Origin of the sequence: Wolbachia endosymbiont (group A) of Ophion costatus (genome assembly GCF_963969245.1) — a bacterium.
In the GTDB taxonomy this organism is placed as follows: Bacteria; Pseudomonadota; Alphaproteobacteria; order Rickettsiales; family Anaplasmataceae; genus Wolbachia; species Wolbachia pipientis.
Map to the genome: position 1 here is coordinate 1322587 of NZ_OZ017714.1, position 22167 is coordinate 1344753.

General features: G+C 35.1%; 26 protein-coding genes, 1 tRNA gene and 1 pseudogene. 13 read left to right on the top strand and 15 right to left on the bottom strand.

Annotated elements, in window-relative coordinates:
* Positions 1-489 precede the first annotated feature (489 nt).
* The 3 genes from cutA to AACH21_RS06650 all read left to right on the top strand — a co-directional run bounded on the left by cutA (position 490) and on the right by AACH21_RS06650 (position 1484).
* Complete coding sequence (gene cutA / locus AACH21_RS06640) at positions 490-825, top strand: divalent-cation tolerance protein CutA (protein ID WP_338482505.1); 336 nt, start codon at positions 490-492, stop codon at positions 823-825.
* Positions 816-890 (top strand) — tRNA-Gln (locus AACH21_RS06645). Before cutA ends, AACH21_RS06645 begins: the two co-directional genes overlap by 10 nt.
* A 135-nt stretch (positions 891-1025) precedes the next feature.
* Positions 1026-1484, top strand: a complete 459-nt coding sequence (locus tag AACH21_RS06650) for a hypothetical protein (RefSeq protein ID WP_022626355.1) — start codon at positions 1026-1028, stop codon at positions 1482-1484.
* 15 nt (positions 1485-1499) lie between these two features.
* On the opposite strand, the gene AACH21_RS06655 is transcribed toward AACH21_RS06650, so the two are convergent.
* From AACH21_RS06655 to recG, 3 genes are all read right to left on the bottom strand, one after another.
* Positions 1500-1787, bottom strand: a complete 288-nt coding sequence (locus tag AACH21_RS06655; RefSeq protein WP_007549783.1) for a hypothetical protein — start codon at positions 1785-1787, stop codon at positions 1500-1502.
* A gap of 154 nt (positions 1788-1941) precedes the next feature.
* Positions 1942-2127: a hypothetical protein gene (locus AACH21_RS06660; protein WP_264329655.1), complete on the bottom strand. Its 186-nt coding sequence runs from the start codon at positions 2125-2127 to the stop codon at positions 1942-1944.
* Positions 2128-2722: 595 nt separating this feature from the next.
* Positions 2723-4744, bottom strand: a complete 2022-nt coding sequence (recG, locus tag AACH21_RS06665; RefSeq protein ID WP_209472617.1) for an ATP-dependent DNA helicase RecG — start codon at positions 4742-4744, stop codon at positions 2723-2725.
* Between the two features lie 296 nt (positions 4745-5040).
* On the opposite strand from recG, the gene AACH21_RS06670 reads away from it, so the two are divergent.
* Positions 5041-5871 carry a hypothetical protein gene (locus AACH21_RS06670; RefSeq protein WP_236515191.1) on the top strand — a complete coding sequence of 277 codons (831 nt, stop codon included), beginning with the start codon at positions 5041-5043 and terminating at the stop codon, positions 5869-5871.
* Here AACH21_RS06670 and miaA read toward each other — a convergent pair.
* Positions 5868-6752, bottom strand: coding sequence for a tRNA (adenosine(37)-N6)-dimethylallyltransferase MiaA (miaA, locus tag AACH21_RS06675; RefSeq protein WP_006280293.1), 885 nt, complete (start codon positions 6750-6752; stop codon positions 5868-5870). The genes AACH21_RS06670 and miaA overlap by 4 nt on opposite strands.
* A gap of 75 nt (positions 6753-6827) precedes the next feature.
* Between miaA and AACH21_RS06680 the strand changes: the two genes are divergently transcribed.
* The 5 genes from AACH21_RS06680 to AACH21_RS06700 all read left to right on the top strand — a co-directional run bounded on the left by AACH21_RS06680 (position 6828) and on the right by AACH21_RS06700 (position 10432).
* Positions 6828-7298, top strand: coding sequence for a hypothetical protein (locus AACH21_RS06680; protein ID WP_015589217.1), 471 nt, complete (start codon positions 6828-6830; stop codon positions 7296-7298).
* A 118-nt stretch (positions 7299-7416) separates the two neighbouring features.
* Complete coding sequence (locus AACH21_RS06685) at positions 7417-8004, top strand: L-threonylcarbamoyladenylate synthase (protein WP_006280292.1); 588 nt, start codon at positions 7417-7419, stop codon at positions 8002-8004.
* Between the two features lie 17 nt (positions 8005-8021).
* Positions 8022-8843 carry an AAA family ATPase gene (locus AACH21_RS06690; RefSeq protein ID WP_077188393.1) on the top strand — a complete coding sequence of 274 codons (822 nt, stop codon included), beginning with the start codon at positions 8022-8024 and terminating at the stop codon, positions 8841-8843.
* A gap of 73 nt (positions 8844-8916) precedes the next feature.
* A complete protein-coding gene (locus AACH21_RS06695; protein WP_236514295.1) occupies positions 8917-9711 on the top strand; it encodes a hypothetical protein in 795 nt (264 codons plus the stop codon).
* Between the two features lie 58 nt (positions 9712-9769).
* Positions 9770-10432: a conjugal transfer protein TraJ gene (locus AACH21_RS06700; RefSeq protein WP_236514296.1), complete on the top strand. Its 663-nt coding sequence runs from the start codon at positions 9770-9772 to the stop codon at positions 10430-10432.
* On the opposite strand, the gene AACH21_RS06705 is transcribed toward AACH21_RS06700, so the two are convergent.
* The 7 genes from AACH21_RS06705 to AACH21_RS06735 all read right to left on the bottom strand — a co-directional run bounded on the left by AACH21_RS06705 (position 10429) and on the right by AACH21_RS06735 (position 15232).
* Positions 10429-11925, bottom strand: coding sequence for a proton-conducting transporter membrane subunit (locus tag AACH21_RS06705; protein WP_077188396.1), 1497 nt, complete (start codon positions 11923-11925; stop codon positions 10429-10431). The two genes, AACH21_RS06700 and AACH21_RS06705, sit on opposite strands and share 4 nt — an antisense overlap.
* A 106-nt stretch (positions 11926-12031) precedes the next feature.
* A complete protein-coding gene (locus AACH21_RS06710) occupies positions 12032-12286 on the bottom strand; it encodes a hypothetical protein (RefSeq protein ID WP_174930867.1) in 255 nt (84 codons plus the stop codon).
* Positions 12287-12297: 11 nt separating this feature from the next.
* Positions 12298-12669, bottom strand: coding sequence for a holo-[acyl-carrier-protein] synthase (locus tag AACH21_RS06715; protein ID WP_006279473.1), 372 nt, complete (start codon positions 12667-12669; stop codon positions 12298-12300).
* Complete coding sequence (gene proS, locus AACH21_RS06720; RefSeq protein ID WP_236514297.1) at positions 12666-13934, bottom strand: proline--tRNA ligase; 1269 nt, start codon at positions 13932-13934, stop codon at positions 12666-12668. Before proS ends, AACH21_RS06715 begins: the two co-directional genes overlap by 4 nt.
* Positions 13935-14036: 102 nt before the next feature.
* Positions 14037-14429: a hypothetical protein gene (locus AACH21_RS06725; RefSeq protein WP_236514298.1), complete on the bottom strand. Its 393-nt coding sequence runs from the start codon at positions 14427-14429 to the stop codon at positions 14037-14039.
* 30 nt (positions 14430-14459) lie between these two features.
* Positions 14460-14582, bottom strand: a complete 123-nt coding sequence (locus AACH21_RS06730) for a hypothetical protein (protein ID WP_255324038.1) — start codon at positions 14580-14582, stop codon at positions 14460-14462.
* Entirely contained in the window at positions 14579-15232 is a 654-nt protein-coding gene (locus tag AACH21_RS06735; RefSeq protein ID WP_338482507.1) for a hypothetical protein, read from the bottom strand. The genes AACH21_RS06730 and AACH21_RS06735 overlap by 4 nt, the downstream gene beginning before the upstream one ends.
* 397 nt (positions 15233-15629) lie before the next feature.
* Here AACH21_RS06735 and AACH21_RS06740 point away from each other — a divergent pair, with 397 nt between their 5' ends.
* From AACH21_RS06740 to AACH21_RS06755, 4 genes and pseudogenes are all read left to right on the top strand, one after another.
* Complete coding sequence (locus AACH21_RS06740; protein ID WP_338482508.1) at positions 15630-15830, top strand: hypothetical protein; 201 nt, start codon at positions 15630-15632, stop codon at positions 15828-15830.
* A gap of 159 nt (positions 15831-15989) precedes the next feature.
* A pseudogene (locus AACH21_RS06745) lies at positions 15990-17245 on the top strand (IS4 family transposase).
* Between the two features lie 440 nt (positions 17246-17685).
* Positions 17686-18213 (top strand): c-type cytochrome, encoded by a 528-nt coding sequence (locus tag AACH21_RS06750; protein ID WP_010082469.1) that lies wholly within the window; start codon positions 17686-17688, stop codon positions 18211-18213.
* A gap of 1 nt (position 18214) precedes the next feature.
* Positions 18215-18976: an alpha/beta hydrolase gene (locus tag AACH21_RS06755; protein ID WP_236514540.1), complete on the top strand. Its 762-nt coding sequence runs from the start codon at positions 18215-18217 to the stop codon at positions 18974-18976.
* Between the two features lie 175 nt (positions 18977-19151).
* Here the strand turns inward: AACH21_RS06755 and trpS are convergent, their stop codons facing one another.
* The 4 genes from trpS to rpsP all read right to left on the bottom strand — a co-directional run bounded on the left by trpS (position 19152) and on the right by rpsP (position 22116).
* Positions 19152-20150: a tryptophan--tRNA ligase gene (trpS, locus tag AACH21_RS06760; RefSeq protein WP_338482509.1), complete on the bottom strand. Its 999-nt coding sequence runs from the start codon at positions 20148-20150 to the stop codon at positions 19152-19154.
* Between the two features lie 17 nt (positions 20151-20167).
* Positions 20168-20737: a nucleotide exchange factor GrpE gene (locus AACH21_RS06765; RefSeq protein ID WP_012673267.1), complete on the bottom strand. Its 570-nt coding sequence runs from the start codon at positions 20735-20737 to the stop codon at positions 20168-20170.
* A gap of 61 nt (positions 20738-20798) precedes the next feature.
* Positions 20799-21785 carry a polyprenyl synthetase family protein gene (locus AACH21_RS06770; RefSeq protein ID WP_182320705.1) on the bottom strand — a complete coding sequence of 329 codons (987 nt, stop codon included), beginning with the start codon at positions 21783-21785 and terminating at the stop codon, positions 20799-20801.
* Positions 21786-21795: 10 nt separating this feature from the next.
* Positions 21796-22116: a 30S ribosomal protein S16 gene (rpsP, locus tag AACH21_RS06775; protein WP_006279266.1), complete on the bottom strand. Its 321-nt coding sequence runs from the start codon at positions 22114-22116 to the stop codon at positions 21796-21798.
* Between the last annotated feature and the right edge of the window lie 51 nt (positions 22117-22167).

Here is a 22167-nt window from a genome sequence, read left to right on the forward strand (position 1 = left end):
TATATTAATAAATTTAATTCTATTGAAAATAGCTAAAGCATTGAAATTCTTGAATTTTAGCCGGATTGGTAAATGGTAGTGAAATTTCTTTTACTCAAATTTAGGTATTCATTGACCGTTCTTGTTATAAATACCAGAATAATAAGCTACTGATATTCGCTATCTTTTTTATCTTTAATCCATCATAGCTAGCGATGCAACAAAGCCCACTGGGATCCAGGAAAGTTTGCTTGTTTACAAGCAAACTAGCATAGAAAGTGGTTACAACGTTTTCGATGAGATTATATGGAAAACTGGATTCCAGTGTCAAGCACTGGAATGACATCACAGGGGCACTGGGATGACACCTTTACGTTTGAGGCAAACTAGCTATAACACTTAACATACTACCTTTGCAAACAAATGTTCATACAGTACGCGCTGGCGTTATTTTCTCTTGATGAATAAATCTCGGTAGAGTATAGTAGCAATGCATTTATGTAGCTACTAATGAATAATTTAGTTTTGGTTTATACAACTTTTTCAAATTTTGAGGAGGCTAAAACTGTTTCTGAAGAATTGTTAAACGAGAAATTAATTGTATGTGTAAATATATTTCCCGAAGTGAATTCTCTGTATTTATGGGAAGGTAAAATTAGTAATAGTTGTGAAGTAGTGGCAATTATGAAGAGCAGGAATGATCAAGTTGATAAAATTGTAGAAAAAATCGAAGCAATGCATTCTTATGATCAGCCAGCTATTGCTGTGATGCACATAGAAAAAGCAAATAAATCTTTTACTAATTGGGCTAATAGTGTTATTGATGTAAGTAGCATTGGGGTGTAGCCAAGTGGTAAGGCAGCGGTTTTTGATACCGCCACGCGAAGGTTCGAATCCTTCCACCCCAGCCATATTGAAGTGGGTGTGAAATGATATCACTTTTCTATAAATTAAGATTATTGAATTATATATTAGGTAGTCTCAAAGATATAATTGTGAAACTGTTTCTCTTCACAATGTATCTTTACACATTCAGCATTGTGCTCATGTTTCTCAGCAATGGTTTTTGGTATGCTGTAGAATTTTGCTCTTTCAAAAATGCGTTTTACCGTTTGTTTCAATATTGCAAGTGGTATTATGAAAATAGGGAAGATCTCGGTTACGGAATTTCTATTCGAATATTAGTGGCGTTTCTTACTCCGCATTTTCTCTATAAATTATTACTTGGCACAGGCTGGAAGTCCTTTTTAAAGGAAAAGATAATACAGATACTCAACACAAGAAGAAAAAAGGGTAGTGAGTTCAGTAACAGTAGCAAACCAAGTGGCAGTAGTTATAGTGATAAGAATAATTACAGCAATAACAGTGGTAACAATGAGCGTCAAGCTCAAGATGCAAAGCGAAAAGTAAACATGATAAAGCAGCTATTAATCAAAGATATAGAGGCAACTATAGATAGGAGATTGAATTATATTTTTTTCGGTAAAAGGAGTAAACCTCATTAAGTATATAAAAAGGCTTTATCTAGTAAGGCTTTTTAAGGTTGGCTGTATTTTATTTTTTACGTATACCGGATCACAATCAGCCAATATACATGTGTGCACAAAATCTTGACTAAAGTCTGATAACCAAGAAATTGCCTTACGTTTTTCTACCAAGCTTTCTGTTTTTTTGCAGTGACTTGCTGCATCAATCATTGCCTGCGCTATTACTGATTTCCACAGCAAATAATACCTTTGTATATCATCTGACGTACTATTTGTTTCATAGTGGTTAAAAAATTCTTTAAAATTGAAGTTGTTTGACATAATGATACCTCTTTGGATTGAAATTTGAAATGATTTGAGTTTATGTCGCCACAGCAGATTCCGCTAACAAGCAGCGGGATGACGGTTGTCAGGCCAGCGCCCCTATGATGTCATTCAAGTAGCTGACACTGGTTCCTTTATGACGGCAGTGCCCCTATGGTGTCATCCCAGTGCTTGACACTGGGATCCAGGAATTTTGATTGGACACTGGGTTGGTAAGCATAAAAGTGTTATGTAAAATACAACGTTCTTGATGGGATTGCATGAAATGCTGGATCCCAGTGTCTGGGCACTGGGATGACACCATAGGAGGCTGCTTGGATGACAAAAAAAGGAGCACTGGAATGACAGCAATCTACGTCATACCGCGATTCATTCGCGGTATCTCAGCCGCTAACAAGAGATCCCGCTAACAAGCAGCGGGATGACGGTTGTCGTTTAGCCATAAACATTAAGAAATTTACCAAATGAAAAAAAAGGCAAAAGAAGCCCCGTGGTTATTATCCGCTTTAAAATATTGGCGTTTTTTATGTTTTAAACGCTTGACAAGCGAGATTCAGCCGCTTTTAATTGCAACTAACTTACGCTGCAAATGTTTAAGAAATTTACTAAGCAGAAAAAAAGACAAAGAATCCCCAAGTCAGCTAGTCTTTTACTATCTCTGTCGAGTATTGGCATTTTTTGATGTCTTGTAACGCTTTATAAGCGCGTTCAGCTTACTTAGATAAAAATCTAGATGTAGATGAAGTTTTGTAAAGACATACAGTATCTATATACTGCAAAAAATTGAACATAAGACGCCGATACATTAAGTAACCCTTACTTTTTAATCTGCAGATTGGCGAAAGCAAATACAATAGCTTCAGTTTCATGATAAGGGGGTTGGCGAAGGGTGTCAAGTAAGTTTTTTTGTTTCTGCGGGCTACCTGGTTTTTCTACTGAAATTTTGAAAAATGTAATCTACTCCTATATTCAAATATATCAAGCAGTAATTCAAAATCAGCCATTGCGCCTTTTGCGTTATTATACGCGAGATTGAGCAGCTCTTTGTCCTGATATAAATCAGCAAATTTAAATTCCATACATCCTGATTGTTTTGTGCCTAAAATATCTCCACTGCCTCTTAGCATCATATCCCTTTCAGCAATGTAAAATCCATCTTGTGACTCACACATGATCTTTAACTTTGAAGATGAGCTTTTACTTAAATTATCGTATAATAATACACAAAAAGATGGCTTGTTTCCTCGCCCTACTCTGCCTCTTAACTGATGCAATTGTGATAACCCAAATTGCTCTGCATTTTCTATAATCATGATGGTTGCATCTGGCACATCTATACCAACTTCTATCACAGTGGTTGCAACAAGCAGAGAAAATTCATTCCTTTTGAAGGAAAACATAACTTGATCTTTCTGCTCCTGAGTCAATTTTCCGTGTATTATCCCGACTTTATCAAGAAATGTTTTTTGTAATTCCTGAAAACGCATCTCTGCTGCAGCAATATTGGTCTCTTCGTTTTCTTCTATATATGGACAAATCCAATATGCTTTTTCGCCCCTGTTTATAGCACCTTTTAGCTTTTCAATAACATCTGGCACCCTACTAATGTTCATAGTTACAGTTTTTATTGGCAATCTGGATTTTGGTTTTTCTTTCAAAATTGAACATTCAACATCACCATACATAGCTTGCTGCAAGGTTCTTGGAATGGGAGTTGCAGTAACGAAAAGTATATCGGCATTTTCTCCTTTTCCTACCAAGCGATTTCTCTGCATCACTCCAAATCGCTGTTGCTCGTCTATGACTGCAAGCCCTAAATTTTTAAATGTAACGTTAGCTTGAAATAGTGCATGAGTGCCAATCACTATATTTAAAACACCACTTGCAAGTTCGTTCATGATAATCTTTCTTTCCTTGCGCGAAGTTTTACCAGTAAGCAGCGCAACTTTTATATCGGTACAGGATAAAACTTCCTCAATCCAATTATAATGTTGCTCCGCCAAGATAGTAGTCGGTGCCATTAGAGCTGCCTGCATGTTGTTTTCTACCACATTTATCATTGCAAAAAGTGCAACTACGGTTTTGCCACTACCAACATCACCTTGCAGCAAGCTTATCATGCGATACTTGGATTTTTGTCTCTCTGAGATCTCATCTATTGCACGAGTTTGATCATTTGTTAATTGAAACGACAATTCATTTAAAACTTGCTCTTTGTATTTACTCAATATTATAAATTCTCTTCCCCTTTCTTTCACATGATTTTTTCTTGCAAGTTTCAGCGCTAGCTGATACGCAAACAATTCATCATAAGCAAGCCTTTTTCTACAAACCTCAGCTTCCGCCAATGAGCTTGGTCTGTGCAACTTTATGATGCTTTCCCTCCAACTTAACCATTTTTTTTGCTTGATTAATGTATCATCTATCCACTCTGGTAAATCAGGCAATTCCTTTAGATTAGAGCTTATTATGTTCCCAATGCGCTTATTGGTAATGCCACGGCATAATTGGTAAACTGGCTCTATGCAAGCTATTTCTTTAAATTGGTTGATGTCAAGCGACACGTAATCTGGATGAGTAATTTGCCAATGTTCAGCAAATTTTTCGAGTTTGCCACTGATGATCACATTCGCTCCAATTGGAAATAGTTTATATAAATACTTAACTGAGTAATTAAAAAAGACTATGAATATATACTGACTCTCACTTTCAACGACTATTTTATATGGTCTACCTCTAAAAGTGGGCGACTGATGTTCATAAACTTTTGCAATGAAAGTTGTAAATTCTCCAACTCGAGCATCAGATAGTAACTTGCTTCTATCCACATAACTAAGTGGCTTATAAAACAGCAGATCCACCACCTTGTCCCCACCACAAAGTTTAGGTAATATTGCTGAATGAAATTTAGGTATATTCTCCAGCCTGCTATTTAGAAAAATCTGATTGCTCATTGAGATTCATACATGTGTAAAACTGTTATAGAGCCTTTTTAAAATCTTGTCACCTTATGGTCAGGTATGCACTATAGCTAGCACAGCTCTCTAACGTTATACCGCGATTCATTCGCGGTATCTCAGCCGCTAACACGTAACGGAATGACGAATTTGTTGTTTTTAAAATCGTCGGTAAGCCTAAGTTACCCCTAACTATATTTGCTATCATAGGGCTTATAGTAGGTATTTTATTAACTTATTAATCATTTTTATGTGTTATTATACCATTAGCAGTCTATATCAAGGTATTAATGATGAACAGCTCTACACCAAAAGAAAAGGAAAACCCAGTAGTTACATTAAGAGCTCAAGCAGAAAAGTTTGGTTTTAGCAAGTTAAGAGCTGGTAAAGACAATGCTGAAGCGAATTCTGGTAATACAGCGTTCTTAGATTTTCAGAGAATGGATTTTGTTATTAACGGCAAAAGTATAAGTAGAGATTTGATTGCCGAGCTATACAAAGAACATGATAGTTTACTGCCAAAAAGTGAAGGTAAAAATGAAGACTACCGCCCATTTGCAAGAAAAGTTTTTAAGGAGATGTTCAAATACGCTAAGGCAGAAGTTCCAAGTGACTCTATCTTGGAAGAATTAGTTATCAATTGTAATCAAGCAGGATATGAAGCTGGTGTACATATAGAGTTTCAAGGTGCACTTAGCCAGCATTCATTCATAATAGAAAGCCCTGAAAAAGTGATAAGTATTGACTGTGTTAGCCAAAATAATGTGAGTGTTAAATCTGATATGACATTACCAATATTTTTCCAAAGGAGTGACGGTACATTCGGTGACAAGGTGTGTGATCTATCCAGCTCACTAGAATTCACGCTTAAGTCTCAAGATGATAAAAATGTAACATACACAAATGGTAACTTGTCACTTACTGTTCCTGAGAGACTGAAGGACTATAATATAGGTGATAAAAGCTTATTTGACATTATAAAAGAATACTTTCAGAAATTGTGCGAGAGGCTTGGATTTTTTAAAATAAAAATAGAGCATGGTTTAGGCGATCCACTAGAAGTAAGCGACCATCTGGAAAATATGGAACCCCCTATTCGTAGTAATGAGCACGGCCTGAATTAAAATATCTTGAGCTTGTTTGCACAATCAATCACTTCAGCATTTAGAAATTGTTTTTTAAACCAGGTATACTGACGTTTCGCGTAGTGTCTTGTGTTTGTTTGAGCAATTTGTATCGCTTCGTCTAAAGTAATCTCACCTTTCAAGTACTTTATAATTTCTGGCACTCCGTGTGCTTTCATAGCTGGCAAATGTGGGGCTAGGTTCATGCTAAGTAGCTTTTTTACTTCATCAATTGCTCCATTTTCAATCATTGTAATGAAACGAGAATTTATTTTTCGGTATACATCTTCACGTTTAGGCAGAATTGTATATATCTTAAAATTATTGAATAAAGGAGGCTGTCTATTCTCTTGCCATACAAAAATTGACTTGCCAGTTTCAGTGATAACTTCAAGTGCCCTTGAAAGGCGGTGCGAGTCATTCATGAACACTTTACCTTGAATCCTTGGATCTTTGCTTAGCGCTAATTTGTAAAACTCCTCTTTACTTAAATTTTTCCTGAGCTCACTTACGTTTTTTCTCACTTTCTGACTTATTTGTGGCATTGATGATAAGCCTTTGATTAAACTGCTGATGTAAAGCCCGCTTCCTCCAGTGATGATAGGTATTTGAGCATTTTCTAATGCGTGATTAACTTCTTTTTCTAAATCTTCTAACCATAGACCCACGGAATAATTTTCTTTTGCTGAAACATAACCATATAGTTTATAAAATACTTCTTGCTTTGGTGGTTGAGCAGTAATTATGGGAATTTCTTCATATACCTGCTTTGAATCACAATTTATTATACTAATATTTCCATATTTTTCTATCAGGTTATCGCATAATTCTGATTTACCTGAGGCCGTAATTCCTGTAATAATTACTATATTATTTTTCATTTATATTAATTTAATTAACATATGATAGAGTGTAGTAAAAGTTTGGATTCTACAATCTAAAGTTTGGAGATTTTTATGGCAGAAAACAACGACAATAATTCATTTACTAAGCGTTTCACAAACAGGACTCCTGGCGGTACAGGGGAAGGTTTTTCCAGTAAGTATTCGTCTCAAAACACCAAAGAACGGGCATTAGGGGAAAAAGGAAAAATTTCTGAATTAGCAGGCAAAAAAACCGAATCCAAGGAAGCTTTTTCTGAAAGTGGCGGCATAAAAAGTAAAAGCAGAACTGTCAATGAAAGATCTTTTGCTGATGCAACAAAAAGAAGTAGGTCAGATCTTGTATACTTAGTCCGTGGTAAAGATCGTGGAAAATCAGCGTGGCATTATGTATTAGTTGATAAAGAGAAAAGAGAAATGTTTCTAGCAAAAAGCAGAACTGGCTCTATAGATGTTGCAGACTATGGAGAGATTTTGTATTCAGGATGGGGAGAGGATCCACCACAGGCAATAATTGATAAAGTCAATGAAGAGTTTGGGTTGTAGCAAATCTGCATAACAAATGGTAAGCTGCGTTGCATTACGTTTACAAAAACTAGCAGTTACTATATAAGATACAGTGCAACAAAACTGATCTAGTTGTTATGAATAAGTTTTTAGCTATATGGTATCTAAAATAATAAATGCAATACAGAACAATTTATTAGTGTGTTTTCCAACAGAAACAGTGTATGCTCTTGCTTGTAATGCACTAGATAATGAATCTATAGGAAAAATATATCAGATAAAGAAACGCTCTCAAAATAAACCACTGTCTATATTTGTTAGTGATATTTACAATTTGACAAAAATAGCAAAGGTAAAGGAAAGATATATTGATTTAATAAACCACTTTTCTCCTGGACCAATTACCTATATTTTACCACTTAAAAACAACAACATATTGCCAAACGAATTCTTTAAAGATAGTATAGGTATCAGAATTCCTGAGCATCCTATTGCAATTTCAATACTAAACAAACTGAAAGTTCCAATAGTTGCAACTAGTACAAATATTTCAGGAAAAGAAAGTGTATGTAAGGCAAACGATATACCACAATCCATTAAGCAACATTTATCTGTAGTGATTGAAGATGACGAACTAGTTTCTGGTATAGAATCTACTATTATTGACTTAACCGAAGATAAGATTAAGGTTTTAAGGGAAGGTGCAATTTCATTACAAACAGTAAACAACGCATTTTCAAACTAAAATCTATAGGAGAAAGAATGAAAAAAGTAATAGGCCACAACCAAGCCAAAAAAAAAATAATGAACAACTTATCTGTTCAGTCTTGGCTGATCTGTGGTAAAAAAGGTATAGGAAAAGCAACACTTGCAAAATCCTTCTCCAATTGGTTACTCATAAAAAACTATAATGAAGTAGCATTGGACTTACACATTGTTGAAGGTGATACTATCGGAATAGAAAAAGTCAGAGAAATGAAAAACTTTCTACACTTAAGTCCCATTCAATCAGAACACAAAATAGCTATAATAGATAGCTTAGAGGCAATGACTAATAACGCTAAAAACGCAATATTGAAAATATTAGAAGAGCCGCCAAAAAATTCTAAGATATTTATAATTAGCCATAAGCCATATGATATACAAACCACTATCTTGTGTAGGTGCTTTCAGCTAAATTTACTCCCATTAACTTATGATGAAACAAAGCAAGTTGCTTCATCTCAATGTAAATTTGATAATCAAACGTTTGACGAAATGATTACTTTATTTCCTGGAATGCCAGGAATGATAATAAATACAATAAGTAGTGATGCTTATGAAGCATACAAATGCTTTTATAAATTTCTTCATGATTTAAAGAATCCCAATATGATTAATAAAGTAATTAATAGCGAAATCGAACTAGAACTAGCATCATATATAATTCAGGCCTTCATTTTAGAAAGCATAAAGAGAGAGGTAAATGGTGTTGAAATTCTGCTAAGTCAGTGGAAAAAAATAGATGAACTTTTCGTTGTTGCTAAGCAACTTCACTTAGATAAAAAGCATGTTTTAGCTAATGTAGTTAATATCATGACATAAGTTTACGAAGTATAATACTTTTAACATAAATTCATGATAAAATTCTGTTAATTTAATACTCGAAGTATATAATTTGACTGATAATAAATTAACTGTATGGCAATCAATAGAAGTTTTGACGAAAGCCATATTGAACATGCAGAAAAAATTAAGCTTAATTAAGAATATAGCTTCAGATCAAGACGTAACCCTAGAAAAAGGAAAGGAGTTGTTAAGTGGCATTTATGAAGCAAATTTTAAGCTAAACAAGACAATCAATATAGCTACTTTGCCAAAAATTGGCTATCATATGCTAAATGGTGAGCTTGTTGTACGTAATCATATTACGGAAGAGGAAGTAAAGATTCCTGGAGATTTTCATTACCTTAAAGTCGTTAAATCCGATCATGATAATTATAAATTAACGTTTTGTAATTTTTTAGGTAATGAGTTTTTTGAATATAAAAAGTATGATCCACAATATTCTGGCGTTTCAGATGAATATAAATTTGTGGATTTTGGTAGTGTAAAAAAGACTCATAATCTAAAATTTAAGGAATATGTTGGTCATGCACCTAAGTTTTTTGCTGCAGAAGGTCCTATTGAGCCTGGATCTCAAAACCATGCAATTGATCTATTTAGGCTAGTCAAAGATGGTAAAGGTAGCAAAGTGGGAACCCTCGCTGATGAATTTGGTTATTTTGATGATCAAAATAAATTACATTATTATAATTATCACAAAAGTGCTGAAAGTAATATTTACAATCCTGAAAATTTCAGTATAAAAATGATAAATATAGATGTGAGCAAAATCGACAAATTCTACCTTATTGCGGAACAAGGTGATATAATCATTCATCCTATTTTGGAAAATTTAGACATATTTTAAAGTTTTTTAGAGTATCTAATCTTGTTGTTATTATAATTGGATTTGGTAGCATTGTGTTATGGAAGATAAATTGCTTGAATCAGTAAAAAACAAAAGTTATTTCAGTAAAGCAGTCGAATGGTACTGCCATAGGTATCTGTTTTGTGTAGCAGAAAGATCTTGGATGGCATTAATAGTATCGCTTCTCCTAGTATGCTTATGTTTATTAACATTAAACATATACCTGTTATTTCCTATTAAAAAAGATTTAAATTTTGTGAAGTATATGAACCACACAGAAGATGAGTTCTCTGCAATGCATAAGCTTAGTTTCAGTAAAAAGGAAGATGAATACACTTCCACAGCGAGGTACTTAATAAGTAAATACATTGAAATATACGAGTCCATTAAGATCGTTGAACCGAAGTACCAAGAAAATTTTATAAGAAACAATTCTATACATAAAATCTATCAATGCTTTCAGGAAAAAACGAATAATGAAGCTGGTAATTTGTCTTTATCTAAAAGAAAAATCGCCAACATAAATGTAATAACATTATCTATTGATCGATCGACCAAGGACTTAGTTACATTTGCTGGAAATGCTACTGTAGTTTTTACAACCGAGCAAAATAAGGAGGATACTGTGGAGATTAGCTTCACTTTGTCGAATATAAAAGCAACTCTGGCTGGTATAATACCATTTAAATTTATTGTTAATGGTTATAAATACAGATTTTAAAATATTACTTGGTAGCTAAAAAAAATAACCAAAGTGCACATAGCAGTAATAACTAGAGGTAAAACTAGAAGAATTGGTGTTTTTTTAATAAAGTAATTCTGAGAAGGTTTTAAGAAAAAGGCATTGTAAATTATCGGTAAAAAGTACAGAGCGTTGAGTATAGTACTAACAATTAACACTAGAGTTACAAACACAGAAAGTATTACATTGCCAGAGTTGAAAACAGCTTGAAAAATGAGAAATTTACCCCAAAAAGTCGGAGCAGGCGGCACCCCTATCATAGACAATGCACCTATAGCAAATGCTGTCATGCTAATTGGCATACTGCGTCCTATACCGTAAATCTTATCTATATATTTCTCACCTGCTCTCGTTATTATTGCTCCGGCAACGAAAAACAAAGTGATTTTTGCAAATGCGTGGCAAACTAATTGAAAAATTGCAACCCTCATGCTGAGATCACTAAAAATTGAAGCGAATAATATAATATACGACAATTGAGAGATGGTAGAGTAAGCAAGCAACTTCTTTAATTCTTTTTGCTTTAGTGCAATCAATGATGCAGTAATAATAGTAAATCCAGCAGCGTACGGAAGCCACCCTCCAGCAAACCAATTTTGCTGCACAAAACGTTGCATATTATCGACGCCGAAAGTGTATAATATAACTTTTATGATGATGAAAACTCCGGATTTCACAACAGCAACAGCATGCAGTAGTGCACTCACAGGAGTTGGTGCAACCATTGCTTTTGGTAACCAAAAATGCATTGGCATTAATGCAGCTTTTCCTATTCCGTAAATTAGCATAGCAAAACACACTGCAATAAAAGTGATGAGTGAAGTATCAAATTTGAATATTCCACCACTTACAAAGTCTAAAGTATGAAATTCATTATATAAAAGGCCTATTGCAGGAAAAAATAATACCAAAGAAGAGAAAAATAGCACGCCAAAGTAATAGCGTCCTGCAATCATTGATTCATTTGTTGAGTTGTAAGTAACCAGAGGGTATGTACTAATAGTTAGAAGCTCATAAAAGACAAATGTAGTGAGCAAATCTCCAGAAAAAGCAATAAACATTGCACAGCTAATCGATATTGAAAAAAAGCATAGAAAACTTGAGTGATTGCTATCAGCATAGTTATTCTGCATATAACATATTGCATATACACTGGTTAGTATCCATAAAAACGATATCAATAAACTGAATATTACTCCGGTAGACTCTAGCTTTAAACTAATGTGCAAATTATTACCAAAATCCATGAGGATAAATTGAGAATGATCACCGTACACCCAATATAAAGTGCACAGACACGTATACGCAAATAGAAGTACAGAAGAAGTGACAGTGATACTATTGTTCACTCTGGGCCATTTACCAGTAAAAAAAATAACTAACGCACTTAAAAGTGGAATCAACGCAGTAATTAATAAATAATTCTCGGTAATTGAAAATGGTAAGGAAAGAGACGTTAAAACACAGTCCATTAAATAATTCATCTTTTTGTTTAGGTAAAGCTAGAATTATACTAAAATCATAGAAAAACCGCTATGTTTTTTTAGTTGTTTGTGTATGCTATAGCTATACTGCGATTCATTCCACAACTGTACGAACATTTGTTTTTGTTAAACACAACAAAGATGTCATCCCAGTGCCCTGACTACTTGGATCCAGGAAAGTTTGCTTGTGAGCAAGCAAACTAGCATAGAAAAACGTTTTCGATGAGATTGCAGAAAGCCAGTGTCTGGGCACTGGGATGACAAAGGAGGACAGTGTCAAGCACTGACCATTTGCTGTGCAGTTTACCTTTAAAAATGAATGTTCATACAGTAAGCCATAGGATGACAAAAGAGTAAACTTTATCTGTGTGAGCTATAGACGCAAATTACAACAAATGCAGTAGCGTAATCTCCATCGTCACTTAGAGAAAGATGAATTTTGGAGATAAAATCCTTGCTAACGGTAAGATATGGCTTGCCTCTTACATCATTGTATATTTCTATATCTTTCATTATAATACCCTGACCACTACCTCGTGCTTTAACAAAAGCCTCCTTTGCTGCAAAGCGTTTAGCAAAATACCTTGCTCGCATTTCTTGACTATTATACTTTCTACTTAGCTCTATTTCTTTTTCAGTGTAGATTCTATTGAGAAATTTTTCCCCGTATTTTTGTAATATCCTCGATACTCTTGGTATATATACTATGTCAGTGCCGATACCGTGTATCATTTTGTGCTAAAGTGATTTATTGCTTCTTCAATCTGCATTTCCTTTACCTCTCCAGTTGCTCTATTTTTTACTTCAACTATCTTTTCATCTATTGCCTTTTTTCCGACAATTATTTGCCACGGCAAGCCTATCAGATCCATTCTAGAAAATTTTACTCCTACACTCCCTTCCGTATCATCGTAAAGCACTTCATCGCTTTTCAAAGCTTTATATATTTTATCTGCAGCCTCCGTTACTTTCGGTTGTAAATTGATTAAACCAATTCTGAAAGGAGCTACCGATTCTGGCCAGATAATTCCTTTATCATCATGAAAAGCTTCTATTATTGCACCAACAAGTCTTGAAACCCCAATGCCATACGAACCCATATGTATATTGACATTTTTTCCATCTTGAGAAGTAACACTTGCCTTCATAGGCTTCGAATATTTATCACCAAAATAAAAAATATGCCCTATTTCAATACCCTTACTAACATTTAACTGTTCTTGTGATATAGGGCAAGTCTCAGGATCATGCATATCATCTGCAACTGCATATATACTCTTTAAACTTTCAATATCTTCACTCTCTAGTAGTTCAGAAAATTTATTGTCATAATATAAAGTGCTCTCACCAGTGTTTGCCAATATATGAAACTCGTGGCTCAAATTTCCTCCAATTGGCCCCGTATCAGCTCGAACTCCAATTGGAGTAAATCCCATGCGTTTGAAGATTTTTATGTAAGTTTTGTACATCAAATTATATGAATTCAGTGCACCTTCGTAATCTACATCAAAACTGTATGCATCCTTCATCAAAAATTCCCTGCCCCTCATAACACCATAACGTGGTCTTACCTCATCACGGAATTTCCATTGAATTTGGTATAAACAAAGTGGCAAATCTTTGTAACTTTTTACCACATCTCTAATTAAATCAGTTGCTATCTCCTCATGCGTTGGACCAAAAAGCATATCTTCCTCATGCCTATCCTTTATGCGTAGCATTTCCTTACCGTAATCATCGTAACGCCCTGATTCTCGCCAAAGACTTGCTGGTTGCACACAAGGCATTAATGCTTCAATAGCACCGGATTTGTTCATTTCATCTCTGATAATATCTTCAATATTCTTAAGCACTAAGAGACCAAGTGGTAACCACGTATAGATGCCAGATGCTATCTGCTTTATTAAACCTGCACGCAAAGAATATTGATGGGAGATAATTTTAGCATGGGCAGGCTTTTCCTTTAGAGTTGGCAGGTAATATTTGGATAAACGCATATAATAGATCTGATTGTATTAAGTAATCTTAATACAATCAGACCTGTAGGTAAACTTATTTTGAAAAGGAAGGAAAGTGCATGGCTGACCATTTCATAGTTATCATAGTCCTTGTACAACATTTTCCTTTTGGCATCGCAACGCTTTTCCACCAAACTGTGCTATGCGATCCTCAACAGAAAGAGGAGGTGAATCTTGCACCTCATTATCCACTGAGTCAACATTATTTACTTGTGGTGAATCAACACACGAACTTGGCGGTACCGGTGACTCCTCTGTTTCTTGTTCAGGATGTATCGGAGATGTGGCTCTAGATCCTATACCACTGTCAAGACCCCCGCTTCCTTCTTCCTTGCTTGATGGGGAATTTGTGTGTTTTGTCTGCTCCTCTTTTTCCTGCTCTATCTCTTTTTGTTTGTCTTTGCTTTCATCTGTAGTCCAATCTGAATCGCTAATAGAATCAGAATGCTCACTTTCACTATCTGAGAATTGCATGACTGCTACTCTCTCCTTAAGTCTCTTTGTCTAATCTGAATCATTATCATCCGACTTCTTTCTCTCTGCTTGCTCCCTATCTATTCTTGCAGCAAACTCTTCTGGTGTTTCTTTTTTGTCAGTGCCCCCACTACTTTCTAATTTTGCTTTCAATTCATTTGTAAAATTTTGTTGCTGCCCACTCTTTTTAACGTAGTACCTCCTCTTATCTGTTCAAACAGAGTAGAATGATTATTATTCTCAGGTTCACCAGCCTTCTTCGGTGCATCATTCTTAGGTTGCTCCGTACGCTTGGAAGCTGTAAAAAAATGCGGAGGCGGAGGTGGTAGTGCAGCATCTTGTGGCAATGGAGGAGGTGGCGGCGGTGGTACACTGACACTTGGATTTGGTTGTGTTCCAAACGTTACTGGAGGTGATTGAGGAGTAGGTACATTTGATTTATTCTCCAGATTAGTACAATTTTTACACACAAATTTTTGTGGTTCTTGAGATGGAGTATGGCCGAATTTCTGTCCATTAAGACCTACTTCTTTCTTATTATCATCTCTAGAAATAGCCAGTTTAACAAGATATGTCACTGAAATAAGTGCAACAACCGTAGAAACAGCAAAAATTGCTAAAGGCACTGCTGCAATAGGACCAGAACCAGAAACTGCTATAATAACATAAGGAAGATATTGACCAGATATGAAACTAAATATAGATAATAATGAAACAGCAATTAAAGGTTTCCATATAGTCTGCTTAGTTTTAGTAAGCTCCTGACTATCTTTTAGCAATGAAGAACTATTGGATATCATCATTTCTTTGCCTCACTTGTTAACGATAATTTAATAATAACCCAATTAATAATTTCTGTCAATAATTAATTATGAAAAACAAAGTTGCAATTTGAATAGATAAGCTATAAGTAATATACGACCAGCAATAGCCATACAATAGACTTCTTGTATAACCCACACTAAGTAGAAAAAAGGTGTCATCCAAGTAGCTGACACTGCTCTCCTTTGTCATTCCAGTGCTTGACACTGGAATGACACCGAAGGGGCTACTGCCGTCTTGGATGGAAACCAGCGTCAGAACTAGTTAACCATGGGGCTTCTTTTGCCTTTTTTTCCATTTGGTAAATTTCTTAAATATTTATGGCTAACATGAAGCTAAGTACGAACTTTGTTAAACATAACAAATGGTGCCATTCCAGTGCTCCTTTTTTTGTCATCCCAGTGCTTGACACTGGGATCCAGTTTTCCATATAATCTCATCGAAAATGTTGTAACCACTTTCTGTGCTAGTTTGCTTGCTTACAAGCAAACTTTCCTGGATCCCAGTGTCAAGCACTGGGATGACATCATAGGGACACTGGGATTACACCCTGACAATCGTCATCCAGCTACTTGTTAGCGGCTAAGAGATACCGCGAATGAATCGCGGTATGACGGTTCGTGGCGGCATGACGATAACCTCGTCTCACTGCCATTAAGTTAAGGAAAAAAGATAGATTTTATGGGATAATGATGTATACCAATAAGTTTAAAGGTAGTATGAGTAAAAAAGGCAGTAATAAAATTTATTCAAAATGAATTGGCAAGTCTAGAATTTATAGAATCCCATAAATCATCTTCAAAAGATTTTATGAGAAAGAGGAAGTTATCTTTTATTGACATATTTATCTTAATTTTAAGAAAAAGTGTAAAGTCGCTGCAAGTAATACTAAACGAATTTATTTTATATAGGAAAAAAGACTATACCGTTACTGCTAGTGCTTTTAGTCAAGCAAGAAAAAAAATGAAACACAGTGCATTTTCAGAAATTAACGAAGGTGTGGTTTCCTTGTACTACCAAGACCAAAAATTTAAAACTTGTTTTGGCTTTAGAGTGTTAGCTCTTGATGCCTCCAAAATCATTTTACCAACAAGCGTTGAAATAAAAAATGAATTTGGCTCAAGAAAAATACGTAACCAAAAACCAAAAGATTTAGGTGATTATGCAAGTGCAACCTTTGCGGTTTGTTAAGATGTGCTAAATAATGTTGCCATAAGGTCAGTGTTAGATAGAGGTAACACTCATGAAATTAACTTAGCAGATGAAATGCTTAAAGTTGTAAATACTAATGACTTACTGATTTGTATATTTATCTTATAAATTTCTTTCTAGCCTTACAAAAAGAAAAATTGCTTATGTCATTCGATGTCCCAGATCATCTTTTAATGAAGTGAATGCTATGTTTGAAGAAAAAAGCCCATCTAGTGTTGAGGTTACCATATGTGCTCAGCGTAAGATAAAACAAGAAAATAGTGGAATAACGCTTCAAAGTGGTACTGCCATCTGGTGAAATTGAAGTGTTAGCTACATCATTAATGGATGAACAAAAGTTTCAAACTGGAGGATTTAAGGAGTTATATTTTTTACGCTGGGGAGTTGAGACATTTTTTGCAAAACTCAAAGGAAGACTAAGTCTAGAAAATTTTACAGGAAAAAGTGTTGAGTCTGTTAAACAGGATTTTTGGTCAGCTATCTTTATTAGCAACCTAGAAAGTGTTATGACAGAAGATGTAGAAGAAGCGTTGAATATGGACTTAACCGATGATAAGCTTAAGAGGAGCATTAACAAATCTGTCTCATTTAACGCGATCAAAAACTTGGCTTTCGACATTTTTGCTACGGAATCAGATACTGACTGCATTATGGATCAATTATCAAAGCTATTTTTGATGAACACTTTGGCGGTAAGAAAGGGAAGGAAAGTTGATCGTCATAAGGTACCTTATCTTCGTTCGTTCAATTACCAAAAAAGGGTTAGAAAACACATATTTTGACTAGAGGTAGTATTCATATCTTCTGATAATAACTGGGTAGCTTATTGCCATAGCTCCTGTAAAATGACTTCTAAACAAACTATTTCTTAAGTAATTTACACTTCAGAGTTTATCTGCTTTAAAGTTTACTCTATTCTGTTTCAGTATTTGTCATAAATCCTTAATTATTTCTGACTTTTTAGTTCAGTTTTTAACCATTCTTTCCTTAACTTAATGGCAGTGAACCTCGTCATCCCGCTACTTGTTAGCGGGATCTCTTGTTAGCGGCTGAGATACCGCGAATGAATCGCGGTATGACGGTTCGCGGCGGTATGGACGTAGGAAAACCTTTCTTGGGTCAGCTATAGAGACTCTCATCTTTAGCGAGCTTCAAGGTAATTGGTTGCTATTTGCGAAAATATTCGCATAATTTAAGTAACATTACTTAATAAAAATTAACTATGGAGCTTAATAAGATTGCAGCATCGATTTTACTTTCTGGGCTAATCATTATGATAGTTAGTAATGTAGTTGATATGCTTTACAGTCCAGAAGAATATAAGATTGAACACCAAACGATAGTAGCTGCTGGCAGCAATGAGTTCCAGCAAAAAATCGAGCAAGTGGCGCTTGATATTGGAGCGCTCATGCAGAATGCTAGCTTTGAGAAAGGTAAATCAGCAGCAAAAAAATGTATAGCCTGCCATAGTTTTGAGAAAGGTGGAATGAATAAAGTAGGACCAAACTTATGGAACATAGTTGGAAATAAAAAGGCCCATCTTGGTAACTCATTCAATTACTCAAAAGCAGTGCTTGAAAGAGGTGGAAAATGGGGGTATGAGGAGCTATTTGCCTTTTTAAAGAACCCAAAAGCCTATATAAAAGGTACACGTATGGCATTTGCAGGTATTTCCAATCCACAAGAAATTGCAGATCTAGTTAGTTATTTGCATCAATTGAGTGATAGCCCGGTTGCTTTGCCAAAGTAGTATGGATTATTGTAAATTGTTTGATGGAAATAATGGTCACATAGCATATCGAAAGCTACAAGGAAAGAAAGCTTCTGTAGTTTTTTTCGGTGGATTTGCATCCAATATGGATGGAACTAAAGCAACTGCTATTTACAAATTTTGCCAAGAAAATGACGTAGCACTTGTGCTATTTGATTATTTTGGTCACGGTCATTCAAGTGGTAATTTTATTGATTACACGATAAGTGATTGGCAAAAAAATTGTGCTAAAGTAATGAGTGAATTAACTAGCGATAAACAAATAATTATAGGTTCAAGTATGGGAGGATGGCTGATGTTGCTCACTGCCCTTCAATTTCCAGAAAAAATTGCAGCACTAATTGGTATATCGTCTGCTCCCGATTTTACTGAAGATTTGATATTCAAGCAATTGTCAGGCAAGCAAAAAGAAGAACTAGATTCTAAAGGTGTAATAGATTTTACTTCAGAGCATTGTACATACAAAATAACTAAAAATTTGATCGAAGATGGCAGAAAGAACCTTCTTTTAAACAAAAAGACAATAGAGATAAACTGTCCTGTGCGCTTGCTGCATAGCATTAATGATAAAGATGTTCCTTATCAAACTTCATTGAATTTAGCTGAAAAAATTAAGTCAACCGATGTTGAAGTACACTTAATAAAATCAGCAGAGCACAATATGTCTGACAATCATTCACTGGAAGTTTTATTTAAGACCATTAGAGAATTTTGTAACCAGACTGCATTCTGTGATTTTTAGCAAAACACGATTTTTCATTTGAGCTTTCTTCAACTTAAAATAAATACAGAAAATTGCTGCCTATAGCTAAACTGACTTAGATTTACCGACAATTTGAAAAACCGTCATCCCGCTACGTGTTAGCGGCTGAGATACCGCGGCGGTATGACGGTTCGCACCATCACACTTTGGAACCTTACAGATATTGAGCAAATCCAATAATATCCTTGATTTCTTTTATATTATGGGTTGCAATTTCTGCTGCTTTCTTTGTGCCTTTTTTTAATATTTCATGTAAATGGAATTGGTCTTTTAAAAGATCATTCATTTTCTCACGTATGGGTGATATAACACTGATAATTAAATCAGCTAACTCTTTTTTGAAGTGCTTCATGTCATGTTTGTTCACTTCTTCACATACTTTTTCCGCATTTACATTACTAAGCACTGAATAAATGTTTATCAAATTGCTTATTTCTGGTCGGCACTTTAAAGTAGCAAAGCCTAGAATTGAATCTGTTTTTGCTTTTTCTATTTTTTTGACAATTAAGTCATCCGTATCATCAAGGTTAATGCACGAATGTTCTGAAGGATCAGATTTACTCATCTTGCTTGTGCCATCCCTTAAGCTCATTATCCTTGATGTGCAATCCAAAGTTAAGATTTCAGGTACGATGAAATAATCCAGCTTATAATGATTGTTAAAAGCTGATGCAATATCACGTGCAAGCTCCAAATGCTGTTTTTGATCATCACCAACAGGAACGTATTTAGTTTGATACAACAATATATCTGCAGCCATAAGTACTGGATAACTATATAATCCAAGAGAGGCTTTTTGTTTATCGCTGCCAGCTTTATCTTTAAATTGAGTCATGCGATTAAGCCAACCAATTGGTGTATAGCATCCAAGCAGCCAGCCCAGTTCTGCATGACCACTAACTGTGGACTGACTAAAAATAATGGACTTTTCTGGATCTATTCCGCATGCAATATAAGCTGCTGCTGTTTTGAAAATATTACTTTTTAATTCACTTGCGGGAAGCTTATTTGCTGTGATTGCGTGTAGGTCGACAATACAAAAAAGAGATTTGTATTTATCCTGTAAGTCTATCCACTGTGTGATTGCACCAAGATAATTACCTAAATGTAGTACGCCACTTGGCTGGATACCTGAAAAGACAATACTTGTCATTATACATTTACCTCATGCTAATCGCTTCCACAATCAGCAGATTTCTTAGAAAGAATAACCATTGCAGGACGGAGCAACCTATTTTTGATAGTATAACCAGTTTGTAGTACTTCTACAATGGTGCCAGGCTTTTTTTCATTGTCTTCTCTTTCCACAACAGCTTGGTGTAAATTACTATCAAAAAGCTCACCAAGTGGATCTACTTCCTCTATTCCATGTTTTTTTAGATCATTTATAATTTTTTGATAAGCTACTTTAATCCCCTCATGAACAGGATCACCGTCTTTCAAAATTTCCATTACTCTTTTTAAATTGTCGCACGAGTCGATCATATCACGTGCAAGTTTTGTGACTGCGTAGTCACTTGCATCGCTAATTTGCTTTTGCATTATACGTTTGACGTTTTCATTATCTGCAACAGCACGGCGTAAATGATCTTCAAGCTGAACTGCACGTTCTTTTAATGTATTGAGATCTTCATTTAAATCATCAGTTTGCTTATGGTTATCACTTTGTTGGTCGTCACCTTTCTGCCTACTTACCATATCAGCAAACTTCTTCTTTTTCTCCTTACTGCTATCTGACATATCATTACCCTTAAGAATCTAATAAATATATAACAATTAATCTGAAAATATCAAGCGCCAGCTACATTCGTCTTTCTATGCTCGCATTTAAAAAGTTAATTAAAGTAGTTTTATAAAAAGAATCAGAAAAAGTACTAATATCATTTTGTGCCATATTAATGTAGTGTCTAGCTTTTTCCATAGAAAGCTGAATGGCATTATGGTGATTAATATAGTGTAATGCTTGGTCAAAATTGTGTCTAGCTGAAGAAAAGCATTTTTCCCAGAATGTTTGCTCTGCTGGACTGCCCTTTTCGTATGCTATAATAGCAGGTAAGGTGACTTTACCTTCGAAAAAGTCTTTTCCGACTTGTTTTCCAGAAGTGCCTTGATTAGCAGTATAATCGAGCATATCATCAACTATTTGAAATGCCATACCAAAATTAAAACCAAAATTCTTTAGCCTCTCTGTTTCGTCATTTGTTGCACCAGATACTGTTGATGCAGCTTCACAGCATGCAGAAAATAAAGATGCTGTCTTTTCTCCAATGATATCAAAATAATTTTCCCTGACTGTGTGGGGGTCAAAGCGTGCTGTCATCTGCTTTATTTCACCCTTCACAAGTAAATGCGATGCTTTAGATAAAATAGAGAGAATATTTAAATTTCCACACTCTATAAGCCATCTAAATGCTAGAGTCAACAATAGATCACCAACTAAAATGCTTGATTTATTTCCCCAAATCTTATTCGCTGTTTTAACTCCATGGCGTGCCTCACTTTCATCGAGCACATCATCATGAAGTAAAGTAGCATTGTGTATAAACTCTACCGATGCAGCAACGTTGATCCTATTCTCCCCAGAATAGTTTAGCATTTTACATATAATAAAAACTAGTTTAGGCCTTATTTTTTTTCCACCTGACCTAACAAGATGAGATATAATATCAGTAGCAAGCTTAGCATCTTCATCATTGACATTTTTGAAGACAAAGTCATTCATAGCTGACAAATCAGAAGATACAATATCGTCTAATTTATCGCTGTTTGTTAAATCAGTATTTAGCATTTTAAGAGACTTATGCCTCTTGCCCTTGTGCTTTCTCGTTCTCTACTTTCTTCTTTTCTGTTTTCTTTGGTTCTGTTTCTAAAGTTACTATGCCTTTTTTGATAAACCACAGTACTCTTTCAGTTGCCTGCGCGCCTACACTTAGCCAATGTTTTAATCTATCAGCTTTCACCACAACACGATTTTTATTGTCTTTTGGTAACATTGGATCATATTGTCCTATTTTCTCAATAAAACGCCCATCTCTTGGTGCTCGTGAATCAGCTACAACTATCCTATAAAAAGGGCGTTTCTTTGCGCCAAACCTCGCCAACCTTATTTTAACTGCCATGTTAACCTTTATTCATATATTAGCCACAATTTTATACAATGAGCCGTTTTA

Coding starts and splice junctions, on each gene's coding strand:
- AACH21_RS06685 (WP_006280292.1), top strand. CDS start 7,417: ATGGTATCTAAAATAATAAATGCAATACAGAACAATTTATTAGTGTGT.
- cutA (WP_338482505.1), top strand. CDS start 490: ATGAATAATTTAGTTTTGGTTTATACAACTTTTTCAAATTTTGAGGAG.
- AACH21_RS06755 (WP_236514540.1), top strand. CDS start 18,215: ATGGATTATTGTAAATTGTTTGATGGAAATAATGGTCACATAGCATAT.
- trpS (WP_338482509.1), bottom strand. CDS start 20,150: ATGACAAGTATTGTCTTTTCAGGTATCCAGCCAAGTGGCGTACTACAT.
- AACH21_RS06765 (WP_012673267.1), bottom strand. CDS start 20,737: ATGTCAGATAGCAGTAAGGAGAAAAAGAAGAAGTTTGCTGATATGGTA.
- recG (WP_209472617.1), bottom strand. CDS start 4,744: ATGAGCAATCAGATTTTTCTAAATAGCAGGCTGGAGAATATACCTAAA.
- AACH21_RS06655 (WP_007549783.1), bottom strand. CDS start 1,787: ATGTCAAACAACTTCAATTTTAAAGAATTTTTTAACCACTATGAAACA.
- AACH21_RS06750 (WP_010082469.1), top strand. CDS start 17,686: ATGGAGCTTAATAAGATTGCAGCATCGATTTTACTTTCTGGGCTAATC.
- miaA (WP_006280293.1), bottom strand. CDS start 6,752: ATGAAAAATAATATAGTAATTATTACAGGAATTACGGCCTCAGGTAAA.
- AACH21_RS06670 (WP_236515191.1), top strand. CDS start 5,041: ATGAACAGCTCTACACCAAAAGAAAAGGAAAACCCAGTAGTTACATTA.
- AACH21_RS06735 (WP_338482507.1), bottom strand. CDS start 15,232: ATGATGATATCCAATAGTTCTTCATTGCTAAAAGATAGTCAGGAGCTT.
- AACH21_RS06700 (WP_236514296.1), top strand. CDS start 9,770: ATGGAAGATAAATTGCTTGAATCAGTAAAAAACAAAAGTTATTTCAGT.
- AACH21_RS06690 (WP_077188393.1), top strand. CDS start 8,022: ATGAAAAAAGTAATAGGCCACAACCAAGCCAAAAAAAAAATAATGAAC.
- AACH21_RS06680 (WP_015589217.1), top strand. CDS start 6,828: ATGGCAGAAAACAACGACAATAATTCATTTACTAAGCGTTTCACAAAC.
- proS (WP_236514297.1), bottom strand. CDS start 13,934: ATGCGTTTATCCAAATATTACCTGCCAACTCTAAAGGAAAAGCCTGCC.
- AACH21_RS06725 (WP_236514298.1), bottom strand. CDS start 14,429: ATGCAATTCTCAGATAGTGAAAGTGAGCATTCTGATTCTATTAGCGAT.
- AACH21_RS06715 (WP_006279473.1), bottom strand. CDS start 12,669: ATGATACACGGTATCGGCACTGACATAGTATATATACCAAGAGTATCG.
- AACH21_RS06705 (WP_077188396.1), bottom strand. CDS start 11,925: ATGGACTGTGTTTTAACGTCTCTTTCCTTACCATTTTCAATTACCGAG.
- AACH21_RS06650 (WP_022626355.1), top strand. CDS start 1,026: ATGTTTCTCAGCAATGGTTTTTGGTATGCTGTAGAATTTTGCTCTTTC.
- AACH21_RS06770 (WP_182320705.1), bottom strand. CDS start 21,785: ATGCTAAATACTGATTTAACAAACAGCGATAAATTAGACGATATTGTA.
- rpsP (WP_006279266.1), bottom strand. CDS start 22,116: ATGGCAGTTAAAATAAGGTTGGCGAGGTTTGGCGCAAAGAAACGCCCT.